The organism is Mesorhizobium sp. M0954, assembly GCF_040319155.1.
In the GTDB taxonomy this organism is placed as follows: domain Bacteria; phylum Pseudomonadota; class Alphaproteobacteria; order Rhizobiales; family Rhizobiaceae; genus Mesorhizobium.
Genome location: NZ_JAMYNR010000001.1, coordinates 225,526 through 238,664, shown reverse-complemented (window position 1 = coordinate 238,664; position 13,139 = coordinate 225,526). Strand labels below are relative to the sequence as shown.

The 13,139-nt window shown below is 63.1% G+C and carries 9 protein-coding genes, 1 tRNA gene and 1 pseudogene; 8 read left to right on the top strand and 3 right to left on the bottom strand.

Going from position 1 to position 13,139, the window contains the following annotated elements:
- Positions 1-15: 15 nt before the first annotated feature.
- From NKH93_RS01145 to NKH93_RS01135, 3 genes are all read right to left on the bottom strand, one after another.
- Positions 16-89, bottom strand: a tRNA-Gln gene (locus NKH93_RS01145).
- 81 nt (positions 90-170) lie between these two features.
- Positions 171-2,024, bottom strand: a complete 1,854-nt coding sequence (mepK, locus tag NKH93_RS01140) for a peptidoglycan L,D-endopeptidase MepK (RefSeq protein ID WP_352918237.1) — start codon at positions 2,022-2,024, stop codon at positions 171-173.
- A 359-nt stretch (positions 2,025-2,383) separates the two neighbouring features.
- Positions 2,384-3,961: a sigma-54-dependent transcriptional regulator gene (locus tag NKH93_RS01135; protein WP_352918238.1), complete on the bottom strand. Its 1,578-nt coding sequence runs from the start codon at positions 3,959-3,961 to the stop codon at positions 2,384-2,386.
- 152 nt (positions 3,962-4,113) lie between these two features.
- Here NKH93_RS01135 and NKH93_RS01130 point away from each other — a divergent pair.
- From NKH93_RS01130 to NKH93_RS01095, 8 genes and pseudogenes are all read left to right on the top strand, one after another.
- A pseudogene (locus NKH93_RS01130) lies at positions 4,114-5,949 on the top strand (M3 family oligoendopeptidase).
- Between the two features lie 390 nt (positions 5,950-6,339).
- Positions 6,340-7,128, top strand: a complete 789-nt coding sequence (locus NKH93_RS01125) for a helix-hairpin-helix domain-containing protein (protein ID WP_352818135.1) — start codon at positions 6,340-6,342, stop codon at positions 7,126-7,128.
- A 156-nt stretch (positions 7,129-7,284) separates the two neighbouring features.
- Positions 7,285-8,436, top strand: coding sequence for an aminodeoxychorismate synthase component I (locus NKH93_RS01120; RefSeq protein ID WP_352539351.1), 1,152 nt, complete (start codon positions 7,285-7,287; stop codon positions 8,434-8,436).
- The gene (locus NKH93_RS01115) at positions 8,385-9,047 is read left to right on the top strand and encodes an aminotransferase class IV family protein (RefSeq protein WP_352539352.1); all 663 of its coding nucleotides are present in this window, start codon (positions 8,385-8,387) and stop codon (positions 9,045-9,047) included. Before NKH93_RS01120 ends, NKH93_RS01115 begins: the two co-directional genes overlap by 52 nt.
- 17 nt (positions 9,048-9,064) lie before the next feature.
- Positions 9,065-9,352: a YciI family protein gene (locus tag NKH93_RS01110; protein WP_352469536.1), complete on the top strand. Its 288-nt coding sequence runs from the start codon at positions 9,065-9,067 to the stop codon at positions 9,350-9,352.
- Positions 9,349-10,305 carry a heme-dependent oxidative N-demethylase family protein gene (locus NKH93_RS01105; RefSeq protein ID WP_352539353.1) on the top strand — a complete coding sequence of 319 codons (957 nt, stop codon included), beginning with the start codon at positions 9,349-9,351 and terminating at the stop codon, positions 10,303-10,305. Before NKH93_RS01110 ends, NKH93_RS01105 begins: the two co-directional genes overlap by 4 nt.
- Positions 10,289-11,527, top strand: a complete 1,239-nt coding sequence (locus NKH93_RS01100; protein WP_352818139.1) for a hypothetical protein — start codon at positions 10,289-10,291, stop codon at positions 11,525-11,527. Before NKH93_RS01105 ends, NKH93_RS01100 begins: the two co-directional genes overlap by 17 nt.
- Before the next feature lie 122 nt (positions 11,528-11,649).
- Positions 11,650-13,095 carry a homospermidine synthase gene (locus tag NKH93_RS01095; protein WP_352742062.1) on the top strand — a complete coding sequence of 482 codons (1,446 nt, stop codon included), beginning with the start codon at positions 11,650-11,652 and terminating at the stop codon, positions 13,093-13,095.
- The last annotated feature ends 44 nt before the right edge of the window (positions 13,096-13,139 follow it).

The following is a 13,139-nucleotide window of genomic DNA, read 5'->3' as shown; positions in this document are numbered from 1 at the left end:
TCTGGTTCGCCGGGCTGGTTCCCGCTCATGGGCTCGAACCACGATTCACGCCTTCAAAGGGCGCTGTCCTACCATTAGACGAAGCGGGAGAATGCCGACCAGTGGTTAGCATCCCTGGATGAAGGAAGCCAGTGCCGGCGGTGGAGGCCGCGCGAGGTGCCCAGCGCGGCCTACTCGGTCTTGAAGCGGGCAACCGACATGAACTTGACGGCTTTGCCGGTGAACCGGTTTGCGTCGGCCATCTCGTTGCCCGGCTGGAAGCCTATCGTATAGACCTCGCTCGGTGCCGTACGGACGAAGTCGTAGGCGTAGCGCGGCGCCGTTGTCGCATCTGAAACAGCTGCGACATACTCACCGCTGTGCAGCGCCCACCGGGCGGCCTGCGGCGCGGCGGCGACCACCACCGGCTTGGGGCCGGGCTTCAGGTCGCGGGCGGTGGCCCTGGGTTCCTTGCGTGTGGTCTTCACGCCTGCACCGATGACGGCGGCCGGATCGGAGCCGGCCGGGCGGGCAACGATGGCCTCGCGCGGCGATGCCCCGTCGCTCGATGCCCCGTCGTCGCTCGCCGGTTCCTCGAACACCGATGCTTGCTCGGAAAGCGACGCGACCTTGTATTCGTCGGTCGCGCTGACCCTTTCCAGAACGGCCTTGACCTCGTCGGGCTGGGAACTGTCGGGCCGCGCCGACGGCAACACCGAGAATGCGTCGGTGGCGGTGTTGCTCCGCTCGGCCGCACTCGCCAGCGCCAGCAACACTTGCTTGTCCTGCGGCGCAAGACTAGCAGGCGAAAGATCGGCCGGCAGCGAATGATCGGGCCGCCAGCTCGGCACGGGAATGTTGTTTGCAGCGACCTGCACCGGGCCGGCCGCAGCAGACGGGTCTGCTATGCCGAACGGAACATTTGCCGGCGCCACACTTGCCGGCGCTTGCGCGGTCGCCACCGCCTGTTCAGTCGATCCAGCCGCATCCGCCACGCCGAACGGAACGTTCTCAGGCGGCTGGCCGCCGACGTCCGTCTTCGGGCGCGGAGCAAAATCCGGCAGCGGGATGCTGCGGGCAGGCAATGCCGCGATGATCGTCTCCGGCGTGTCATCCTCCGGTTCAGGCGCAGGCGCCGGAGCATCGGCGACTTCCGGAATCTGAGCGCGCTTGGCATCCTGAGGCGCGACGATGGCAATGCCAGGCAGGTTGCTGCTCTTGGCGGACGGCGCCGGCTTCACGTTACGGGGCTTTGGCGCCGGCTCGGCCATCGCCACGTCGGCGCTGTCGTCCGCCTCGTCGTCGCCACCGCCGAACAAGGCTGCCAGGAACCCACGGGATTTTTTGCCGCCGCCGCTTGCGCTGGCCAGTTCGATGGCCGGTGCGCCGGCGCCCTTGCGGGCCTTGTAGGAGGCGAGCGCCTGTTGATAACCAGGCAGCGGCTTGCCGTCGCTCGGCACATGCAGCGTCTTGCCGTTGGGGAACACGCGCGCCAGTTCCTGGCGGCTGATGCCGGGCCAGTGGCGCACATTGCCGACATCCATATGCACGAAGGGCGAGCCGGAGCTGGGGTAGTAGCCGACGCCGCCGCCCTGCATCCTGAGGCCGACGTCGCGCAGCTTCTTCAGCGGCACGCCGGGAATATAGAAATCCATCGCCCTGCCGAGCATGTGCTGGCTTTTTTCGGCGACGCCCCTGCTGCGGCTGCGCAGCATCGAATTCGTGGCCGGCGAACGATAGCCGCAGACGACCTGTATGTAGTCGGTGGCGCCGCTCTCCCGATAGGCCTCCCAGACCAGGTCCAGCAGGCGCGGATCCATCTTGGTCGGCTCGTTGCGACGCCAGTCGCGCAGGATGATGTTGATCTTTCGCAAGCCCGCCTGGTCGTAGCGGCCGTTGCGCTTGTAGACGATCTCCGCCTTTTCATGCGTGTGGAGATGATAGAGCTTCAGCGAACGTGTCTCGGCGCTGGCGCCGGTTGCCGCCGCTGCAAGGAACCCGACGGCAACAATCACCGCTGCCAGCCATCTCGGCCAGACGCTCATGTGATAATGCCGCCCGTTTTCGTGTCGTTCGATTCTGTTCAAATCAAAAGGCCTTGCAGGCTGCCGTTTTGTCCCCGGATTTGACCAAACGGATGCGTGGTGTGTGCATCCGAATATCGATCCTAATGGTTAATCATCGCTTATTGAAGCCGAAATGCGGTAACACGGTGGCGATATCCCGCCAAAAATATTGCGCAGGATATCTTGGTAAACCGCTGGTTTAGATCATGTTTTGGCGCCAGCTCGAAACACGATCTGTTACCGTCCGCCTTAATACGTGAACACTGTGGCGAACACATCATTTCGAGGCGCAGTTGCGTGGAATGATGTCCGGATGAGAACCGGCTTGGCCCTGTGACTCAGGAAGCGAGCCGTTCGACGCGGCCGGTTTCCGGGTCGATGCCGTATTCCTTGAGCTTGCGGTAGAGCGTCGACCGGCCGATGCCGAGGCGGCGGGCGACTTCGCTCATCTGGCCGTTATAGTGATCGATGGCGAGCTTGATCATTTCGAGTTCGACGTCGGCCAGCGCACGCACATTGCCGCGCTCGTCGAGCGCCCGCAGCGTGCCGAAACGAGGCTTGGCTGGTGCATCGGCGTCGGCGGCTGCGATGCCGCCAGCGGCCGATATGTTGTCGCGCGGCTGGCTGCCCGAACCCACTCCGGAAGCTGGCCACCCTGGAGTTGGCCCCCCTGAAGCTGGCCACCCTGGAGCTGGCAAGGCGATACCCGAATCGAGATTGACCGTGCCCTCGACTTGCGCCCGGATCTGCGGGAATTCTTCTTCGGTCAGCATGTCGCCGTCGGCGAGCACCGAGGCCCGGAAGACGGCGTTTTCGAGCTGCCTTATGTTGCCCGGCCAGTCATAGGCCTGCAGCATGGCAAGCGCCGCAGCCGAGATGCCTCGCAGGCGGTGGCGCGGATCGGCGGGCGCCACCTTCTCCATGAAGTGCTCGACCAGATAGGGGATGTCGTCGCGACGGTCGCGCAATGGCGGCACGAAGATCGGATAGACGTTCAGCCGGTAGAACAGGTCCTCGCGGAACTTGCCGTCCTTGACCTGCTGCAGCAGGTTGCGATGGGTTGCCGAGATCAGCCTGATGTCGACCCTGACGGTCAAGCGGCCGCCAACCGGATCGACCTCGCCGTCCTGTACGGCGCGCAACAGCTTGACCTGCACGTCGAGCGGCAGGTCGCCGATCTCGTCAAGAAACAGCGTGCCGGTGTGCGCTTCGACGAACTTGCCGGTATGTTTTTCGGTGGCGCCGGTGAACGAGCCCTTCTCGTGCCCGAACAGGATCGATTCGACCAGATTGTCGGGGATGGCGCCGCAATTGACGGTGACGAAGGGTTTCGAGCGGCGGTCGCCGCTGCCCTGGATGGCGCGCGCCACCAGTTCCTTGCCGACGCCGGATTCACCTTCGATCAGGATCGGAATGTTGGACGCCGCCGCCTTGCTGCCGAGCCGGATCACCCGATCCATCGCCGGACTGTGGGTGATCATGTCCTTGAACGTCAGATGGCCGCCGCGCTGCCGTGACGAGCGCTTCACTTCGCCTTCGAGCGCTTCGACCTTGAGGGCGTTGCCGATCGACGCCTGCAGCCTGTCGGGAGAGGCCGGCTTGACGACGAAGTCGAAGGCGCCGTGACGCATTGCCGAAACGACGGTTTCGATGCCGCCCTGTGCGGTCTGCACGATGACGGGAATGTGGATGCCACGCTCGCGCATCGCCTTCAGCACGCCGATGCCATCGAGGCCCGGCATCATCAGGTCGAGGATGATCACCGACACGTCGCGCGCATTGGGTCCGTCGACGAGATGGAGACCGGCCTCGCCGCCATCGGCGACGATCGCGGTGTGGCCGAATTTCGTCACCGCCGCCTCGAGCAGCCTGCGCTGCACGGGATCGTCATCGACTATGAGTATGGAAGCTGCCATGACTGATCCGACCGTGCCCGCCCGAGAATGCGCCCTATGGATCATCTTGGCACAGGGTTCTAAATAAGCTTTCAAAAAACCCGGTGAATGAATTCCTTAGGATTTGACCGGCTTCTCGTTTCCTCGAATTTTTGTGTCTGGAAGGATCGGCAATGCGCATGGTTTTTGCTCGAAAGCTGGCGGCGGCGCCCGGTCAGGGCGTGGCGGAGCTTGGCGACCTGCCGGAATGGAATCTAGCCGATCTCTATTCGGGCATGGAGGCGCCCGAGTTGAAGCGCGACATCGCCAAGGCCGCCGCTGATGCCATCGCCTTCGAGAGCCGTTGGAAAGGCACGCTCGCCGCCGAGGCCGGGCGTGGCGGCGCCGGCAGGCTTGGCGAGGCGCTTCAGGTCTATGAAGTGCTGGAGGAGCTGATCGGCCGCATCGTCTCCTATGCCGGGCTTGTCTATGCCGGCAACACGTCGGATCCGCAGCGCGCCTAGCTCTATGGCGACATCCAGGAAAAGATGACCGATGCCAGCGCGCACCTGCTGTTTTTCGCGCTCGAGCTGAATCTCATCGACGATGGTGCGATCGAAACCGCACTCGCCGCCGATCCGGCCTTCGCCCATTACCGGCCCTGGGTGCTCGATCTGCGCAAGGACAAGCCCTTCCAGCTCGAAGACCGCATCGAGCAGCTCTTCCATGAAAAATCGATCACCGGGCGCGGGGCCTGGAACCGCCTGTTCGACGAGACGATGACCGATTTGCGTTTCGACGTCGACGGCGAGGAGTTGACGCTTGAGCCGGCGCTCAATCGCCTGCAGGACGCCGACGGCGAGGTGCGCCGCCGGGCGTCCGAGGCGCTGGCCACGACCTTCCGCAAGAATTTGCGCGTCTTTACGCTGGTCACCAACACGCTGGCCAAGGACAAGGAGATCTCCGACCGCTGGCGCGGCTTCGAGGACATTGCCGATTCCCGCCATCTCGCCAATCGCGTCGAACGCAGCGTGGTGGATGCGCTCGCCGCCGCGGTTCGCGACGCCTATCCACGCCTGTCGCATCGCTATTACGCGATGAAGGCGCGCTGGCTCGGCATGGAGGTGATGAACCACTGGGACCGCAATGCGCCATTGCCCGAGACCCCACAGGCGGTCATCGGCTGGGACGAGGCCAAGAACACCGTGCTTTCCGCCTACCAGCGCTTTTCGCCCGACATGGCGGAGATCGCCAGAACTTTCTTCGACCGCAACTGGATCGATGCACCGGTGAGACCCGGCAAGTCGCCTGGCGCCTTCGCCCATCCGACCGTGCCTTCGGCGCATCCCTATGTGCTGCTCAACTACATGGGCAAGCCGCGTGACGTGATGACGCTGGCGCACGAGCTCGGCCACGGCGTGCACCAGGTGCTGGCCGGCGGCCAGGGCGCCCTGATGGCATCGACGCCGCTGACGCTGGCCGAAACCGCATCGGTGTTTGGCGAAATGCTGACCTTCCGCTCGCTGCTCGAGCAGACCACCGACAAGCGCGAACGCAAGGCCATGCTCGCCCAGAAGGTCGAGGACATGATCAACACGGTCGTGCGCCAGATCGCCTTCTACGAGTTCGAGCGCAAGGTGCATGCCGAGCGCAGGAGCGGCGAACTGACCTCCGACAAGCTCGGCCAGTTCTGGTTGGAAGTGCAGGCGGAAAGCCTCGGGCCGGCGATCAAGCTGCGCGAAGGGTACGAGGTTTTCTGGACCTATATCCCGCACTTCATCCACTCGCCTTTCTACGTCTATGCCTACGCATTCGGCGATTGCCTGGTGAACTCGCTCTACGCGGTCTACCAGAACGCCGAGCGCGGCTTTCAGGAGAAATATTTTGCCATGCTGCGCGCCGGCGGCACCAAGCATCATTCCGAGCTTCTAGCGCCGTTCGGCCTCGACGCGGCCGACCCTGCCTTCTGGCAGATCGGGCTTGGCGTGATCAGCGGACTGATCGACGAGCTGGAAACACTGGACAAGTGATGCGCAACACTGGGCGATGCGCAACACCGGATGACCGGGTTTTCCAGAACAGTTTAGCAGCAACGCATATTGGCGATGGTCTATTCTTGTCTTGGTTATTTGTTCTTAAATAACTTTCCATGGAAGTTTTCCGTTAGATTCCCGTAAGCTGTATGATAGCGTCCGCCCTCAAGCTCAGCCGGGCACGAATGGATCCGGTCGGAAAATCCCGACCGGCCATGGCGTGTCGGCGGATGCGACAACGGTTGTTGGCCAGGGGCAAACCGGTCGCCGACAGCTCGATCGAAGCCGGCTGTTCTGCAAATTGCGGAACCACCATCGAATGGTCCTTCGCCGAGGTCATGGCTCTACAGGCCAGGGCGGACGGATCGGACTGGAGAGAGAAAGACAATGGGCACTTTTTTCTACATGCTCCTGGCGTTCCTGGTAGGTGTGTTGGTTGGCTGGTTCATTTGGGGACGCCTGCGTGGCGAACTCGACAGTTTGCGCGGCGATCTAGACCGCACGCGCAGCGAACGCGACAGATTGCGGGCCGATAGCGACCGTCTGACCGGTGAGTTGGATGCATGCGGCCGCGCCCGCGCCGATCTCGAACGCCGGCTGGGCGAGGCGAAAACCACCCAGGCGCCAACCGCGAAGGCGGCAACAGCTAAGGCGCCAGCCGCCAAGGCCGGTGCGACCAAGGCGGCGATGCAGGCGCCGTCAACGCTGATTTCGACATCCGCACCGGCCAAACCGGCGCCGAAGAAATCTGCAACGGCGAAGGCCGCAACCGCGCCACGCGCAAATGCCGCGAAAACGGCAACGCCGAAACCGCCTGCATCGAAAGCGAGCGCCGCGCCGACGACCGCGCCGGCGGCAAGCAAGGCTGCGCCATCTGCAAAGAAAGCCGCGACCGGCAAGGCAACAGCCACTGCCCCAGGCAACGCCAACGATCTGCGTCGCCTGATCGGCATCGGCCCGACCAACGAGCGGCTGCTCAAAGGGCTTGGGGTCACGACCTATGCCCAGATCGCCGCCTGGACGCCCGACGATGTCAAGCGGATCGAGGCGACGTTGAATTTCGACGGCCGCATCGAACGTGAACGCTGGATCGAGCAGGCGAAACTGCTTGCCGCCGGCGACGAAAAGGAATTTGCGCGCCGCTTCCCGACCGCGGGAGAAGCCAGCAACACCTGATCCATCGCAAGGCGGCATCTGGAACAAGGCGGCGCCCTCTGGCGCCGCTTTTGTTTTTGCCGCCGCGCCTTTGCGTCTTGGGACGCCGTTCCCTCGATTGCGCACGGTCGAGCCCCCATATAGATCGATCGCTGGTGACCGCAGCATCCGAGCCTTATGTCCCTGCCCCTGCCCTTTGCAATTTTCAGGAACGACGAGACCGCGCGGCAGCTCGTTTTCGACCGGCCGGCCGAGATAATCGCAGCGCATGGCGAGGCGGATTTTTTACCGGCGCTGGAAGCCGCGCAGGCTGCACATGACGGCGGCAAATGGCTGGCCGGTTATTTCTCCTACGAGGCCGGTTACCTGCTCGAACCCAAGCTCGTTCCGCTGCTGCCGGCCGGCCGCCGCGCCCCGCTTTTTTGCCTCGGCGTGTTCGATGCGCCGGTCGAGCAGACGGTCGCGCCAGGCGATCCGCCGGCCAGCAACGGCCCAATCTTCGACGCCAAGGCAGCCTGGTCTTCGGACGACTACGCCAAACGCTTTGCCAGGCTGCATGACCACATCCGCAAGGGCGACTGCTACCAGGGCAATCTGACCTTTCCGGTCCATGCGCAGTGGTCGGGCGACCCGCTGGTCGCCTTCAACGCGCTGACCGAACGCCAGCCGGTGAAGTATGGGGCGCTGGTCGCGCTCGGCGATCCGATCGTCTTGTCGCGTTCGCCCGAACTGTTCTTCGAGGTGGACGCGGAAGGCATGATCGAGACGCATCCGATGAAGGGCACCGCGCCGCGCGGCGCAACAAAAGCCGAGGACGATCGCCTGAAAGCGTTCTTGCGCAACGACGAGAAGAACCAGGCCGAGAACCGGATGATCGTCGATCTCCTGCGCAACGACATCTCACTGATCAGCGAGGTTGGCACGCTCGATGTGCCGGAGCTTTTCCGCATCGAGAGCTACCCGACCGTCCACCAGATGGTGAGCCGCGTGCGGGCGAAACTCTTGCCCGGCCTCGCCATCCATCAGATTTTCGCCGCGCTGTTCCCCTGCGGCTCGATTACCGGCGCACCGAAGATCCGCGCCATGGAGATCCTGCGCGAGCTGGAAAGTGGCCCGCGCGATGTCTATTGCGGCGCCATAGGCTGGATCGCGCCCGGCGGCCGGATGCGTTTTTCCGTGGCGATCCGCACCATCTCGCTCTTTGCCAATGGCGAGGCGGTCTACAATGTCGGCGGTGGCGTCGTCTTCGATTCGACAGCCGAAGAGGAGTACCAGGAGTGTCTGCTGAAAGCCCGTTTCGCGACAGGAACACTGCCGATTTCGAACTGATCGAAACAATGCGCTGGGAACCCGGATCGGGTTTCCTCCGTTTCGACCGCCATCTCGCGCGGCTTTACGGCTCGGCAAGCGAACTCGGTTTCGCCTGCGATCCGACAAGGGTCGGCGAAGCGCTGATGAATGCGGTCGGCCACCAACAGATCGCGTTGCGCACCCGCCTCGTCCTGTCGCGCAAGGGCGAAATGGCGGTGTCGGTGCAGCCCTACGAGCCGCTCGCCGCAGACAAGGTCTGGACCCTGCAGCTGGCGCGCGTGCGGCTTGATTCGAGCGATATGCTGCTGCGCCACAAGACCAGCCGCCGACAAACCTATACGCGCGCGCGCGCCGAATATCTCGCCGGGCGCGCCGACGAGGTGCTGCTCGCCAATGAGCGCGGCGAAATCTGCGAGGGCACGATCACTAATGTCTTTGCCGATTTCGGCGACGGCGTGCTGGCCACGCCGCGGCTCGATTGCGGCCTGCTGCCTGGCGTCCTGCGCGGCGAACTGCTGGATCAAGGCCGCGCCGGTGAAGCGGTCTACACGTGGAACGAACTGAAATCGGCCAAGGCGCTGTTCGTCGGCAACTCGCTGCGCGGATTGATCCCGGCGCGGCTGGGCTGAAGCATCTGGAGACAACAATGTTCGTGGTTTCGCTGAACTACAAGGTGCCGCTGACCGAGATCGACCGCCTGCAGCAAGCGCATGTCGAGTGGCTGAAGGCCTGCTATGCGCAAGGTATCTTTGTCGCCTCCGGGCCAAAGCGGCCAAGGACCGGCGGCATCATCATCGCGCGTGGTCCACGCGAAGTGCTCGAAGCCAGACTGGCGGACGATCCCTTCGCCAAGGCAGGTGCCGCCGATTACGAAATCACCGAATTCACGGCGAGAATGGCCGCCGCCGCACTGGAAGCCTACAAAGAGGCATGAGCTTCCGCCCGCCGACCCACACACCCTATGACGGCTCGTCGAAACTGTTCACCATCGGGCTGAAGCCGCTCAATCTCGATAGCTGGATCGAGGTCGACGAATATCTGCTGCCCTATCTTGCCGAGAAACGCCGGCTTTATGCGGAAATTCCCGGCAAGGTTTTTGTCGAGGAGCAAACAACGCGCGACGCTCAGCGCGAAGTGCTCGATCTGCTCGGTGCGCATCTGGCGGCGAACTTTCCTGAGACCCACAGGCGTACCGACAATGCGATCGAGGTGATCGGCGGCATCGACAATCTCGAGGGCTCAGGCACCTCAGCTTCTTTCAGCGATGCGCCGCTTGTCGCGGCCTCGTTGCTCGTCCAGGAGGATTTGATCCTGATGCGTCGCGACGAGAGCGGCTGGCGTCTGGCGGCCGGCTCGCTCTGCTTCCCGTCGTCATGGTCGCTGATCGAAAAATTCGGCAAGCCGCTGCAGCAGATCCACGCGCCGGTACCGGGTTTCGGCCCGGGCACACGCCCGGCCGATCTCATCAACCGCATGTTCGACGGCCTCCAGGGCCAAGCCGTCGAGCGCTACAACTGGTCGATCCAGGCGGGCGACGCACTCTACCACCCGCTCTCCAACCTCGAACGCGTCGACCGCGCCAGCAATCGCCCGTCGAGATTCCCGGATGGCGACATCGACGCCCATGCCTTTATCCGCGTCGAGCGGCAGACGCTGAGAAAGCTCCCCGTTTCGGGCGACGTACTCTTCACCATCCGCATCCATCTCGACCCGCTCGCCGTGCTGGAACGCCACCCCGACCGCGCGGCGCTCGCGGCGTCCTTGGCCGAACAACTTCTGGCGCTGGACGAGGCACAACTCGACTACAAGGGGATGACCGCCGACCGTGACCGGCTGGTGGAAACACTGAAAATGATCGCTGGGGGGAACAATGATCCAGCATCTTAGCAGGCCGGTCACGTTCATGGCCGCGATCCTGGTGCTGTCGACAGCAGCCGAGGCGGAGCCGGTGACTTATGCCGGCAAGCTTGGAAAGGCCGATATCGTCGTCGAATTCACCGGCGACCCCGCGGCGCCCGGCGGCCCGCTGGCCGGCCGCTATTTCTACCGCTCGAAGGGCGTTGACATCCCGCTGCAGGCCCGGTCTCAAAGGGGTAGCAAGTTCGAACTGGCCGAGGAGGAGGCATGCGGCGCCGACAATTGCGATGACGGAAAGGCCGCGCCGATTGCCGCTGTGTGGCGCCTGGCCTCATCCAGTAACGGCAAGACCCTTGAAGGCAGCTGGAACGGAAAGAAGGCGCTGCCGCTCAGATTGGAACGGGTCGCAAGTCGGCAAGTGACCGGGAACGAGCCCGGCACCCCGCTCGATCTCTACGATTTCAGCTTCATGAAGTTCTTCGCCAATGACACGCCGCTCACTATGGAAACGTCCCCTTATGACTATCTGCGGATGGACACTCAGCTCGATAACGGCAAGACGACTGGTTGGCCGGACGCAACCTACCGCTATGTCGTCGACCCCCGCACCAGGTTTGCCACGCCGCGCATTGTCGAACTGTCCGGCGACGTTCCGATCGAGGCCGCGAATGCTCTGCTGCAAGAGAGGCACTGGCGCGCAAACATCGGCGCACTGGGCTGCGTGGCGGCGCAATATGCCGGTTTCAACGACGGCGGGCCAATTGACGGTATGAACGGCGGCACGCTCGGCGGCTATGAGGACAGCACATTCGAAGTGACGTCGCTGACTCCGCGGCTGATGAGCTGGCGGGAGTCCGGCAGCATCTTCTGCGGCGGAGCGCATCCGACCAACTATTCGGACGCCTACATCATGGATGTGCGGCGCGGCGTCCTGCTTGGCCTTCAGGACATTTTCTCGGATACGGTGGATGGCAAGCCCGGTCCTTCCCTGGCCTCCTTCGTCAAGCAGCGGCGCAAGAAACCGATCGATCAGACCGATATCGATCACGAAGCCGAATGCGGCATTGACGATCTCATCGGCGAATATCTAGCGGTCAGCCTCTGGCGTGAGGGCGACAAGCAGGTTCTGGTTTTCGGGCTCCAGACCCTGCCGCATGCCATCCAGGCCTGCGCCGACGATCTGCTGGAACTGCCGGTCTCCGAGGCACGTGACCTCTTCAAGCCTGCATTCGCAAGACTGGTCGAGCCGTAGCCGGGATGGCGCGGCGTGAGGCCGGCCGTCCGCTTTTCGCTTTATTGTGACAATGATCTATGGTTTGTCGCGCCGCGGCCAAGCCGCTGTTCCGAAGCGTTTTTTGAGGGAGTAATCGATAAATGGCGAATGAAAACTGGCCCGTTTACGGTGAGATCACCGGCCCTGTAGTGATGATCGGCTTCGGCTCGATCGGACGGGGAACGCTGCCGCTGATCGAGCGCCATTTCAAATTCGACAAGTCGCGCATGACGGTCATCGACCCGCGCGACACCGACCGTAAATTGCTCGACGAGCGCGGCATCACTTTCATGCAGGATGCGGTGACCAAAAACAACTACAAGAAGCTGCTGACACCACTTTTGACCAATGGCGGCGGCCAGGGCTTTTGCGTCAACCTTTCGGTCGACACTTCCTCGCTTGAGCTGATGAAGCTCTGCCGCAAGCTTGGCGTCCTCTATATCGACACGGTGGTCGAACCCTGGCTCGGCTTTTATTTCGACGAGAAGGCCGACAACGCCTCACGCACCAACTATGCGCTGCGCGAGACCGTGCGTACTGAAATCGCGAAGAACCCGGGCGGCACCACGGCGATCTCGTGCTGCGGCGCCAATCCCGGCATGGTCTCGTGGTTCGTCAAGCAGGCACTGGTCAACCTCGCCACAGATCTTGGCCTCGACTTCTCGGAACCCGCGCAGCACGATCGCGAAGGCTGGGCCAGGCTGATGAAGAAGGCCGGCGTCAAGGGCATCCATATCGCCGAGCGCGACACCCAGCGCACCAAGAAGCCCAAGCCGATGAACGTGTTCTGGAACACCTGGTCGGTCGAAGGCTTCATTTCGGAAGGGCTGCAGCCGGCCGAGCTCGGCTGGGGCACGCATGAGGCGTGGATGCCGAAGAACGCCAAAAGCCACAAGAACGGTTCGAAGGCCGCGATTTATCTGGAGCAGCCCGGCGCCAATACACGCGTGCGCACATGGTGTCCGACGCCCGGCCCGCAATACGGTTTCCTGGTGACACACAACGAAGCGATCTCGATCGCCGATTTTTTCACCTTGCGCGGCAAGAAGGGCAAGGTGCAATACCGGCCGACCTGCCATTACGCCTATCATCCCTGCAACGACGCAGTGCTGTCGCTGCACGAGATGTTCGGTGTCGCCGGCAAGGCTCAGCCCGTGCATCACGTGCTCGACGAAAATGAACTGGTCGATGGCGTCGACGAACTCGGCGTGCTGCTCTACGGCCACGCCAAGAACGCCTACTGGTACGGCTCGCAGCTGTCGCTGGCCGAGGCGCGCAAGCTGGCGCCCTATCAGAATGCTACGGGCATGCAGGTCACGTCGGCGGTGCTGGCCGGCATGGTCTGGGCGCTGGAAAATCCCGAGGCCGGCATCGTCGAGGCCGACGAGATGGATTACAAGCGCTGCCTCGACGTGCAGGGCCCCTATCTCGGGCCGGTCAGGAGCTATTATACCGACTGGACACCGCTCGACAATCGGCCTGGTCTGTTTCCCGAGGATCTCGATACCAAAGACCCGTGGCAATTCCGCAACATCCTCGTTCGATAGCAGCGTTGCCTCGACACTCGGCCAGCTTGCAATCGCCCGGAAAT

Coding starts and splice junctions, on each gene's coding strand:
- NKH93_RS01095 (WP_352742062.1), top strand. CDS start 11,650: ATGGCGAATGAAAACTGGCCCGTTTACGGTGAGATCACCGGCCCTGTA.
- NKH93_RS01105 (WP_352539353.1), top strand. CDS start 9,349: ATGAGCTTCCGCCCGCCGACCCACACACCCTATGACGGCTCGTCGAAA.
- NKH93_RS01120 (WP_352539351.1), top strand. CDS start 7,285: ATGTCCCTGCCCCTGCCCTTTGCAATTTTCAGGAACGACGAGACCGCG.
- NKH93_RS01125 (WP_352818135.1), top strand. CDS start 6,340: ATGGGCACTTTTTTCTACATGCTCCTGGCGTTCCTGGTAGGTGTGTTG.
- mepK (WP_352918237.1), bottom strand. CDS start 2,024: ATGAGCGTCTGGCCGAGATGGCTGGCAGCGGTGATTGTTGCCGTCGGG.
- NKH93_RS01110 (WP_352469536.1), top strand. CDS start 9,065: ATGTTCGTGGTTTCGCTGAACTACAAGGTGCCGCTGACCGAGATCGAC.
- NKH93_RS01135 (WP_352918238.1), bottom strand. CDS start 3,961: ATGGCAGCTTCCATACTCATAGTCGATGACGATCCCGTGCAGCGCAGG.
- NKH93_RS01100 (WP_352818139.1), top strand. CDS start 10,289: ATGATCCAGCATCTTAGCAGGCCGGTCACGTTCATGGCCGCGATCCTG.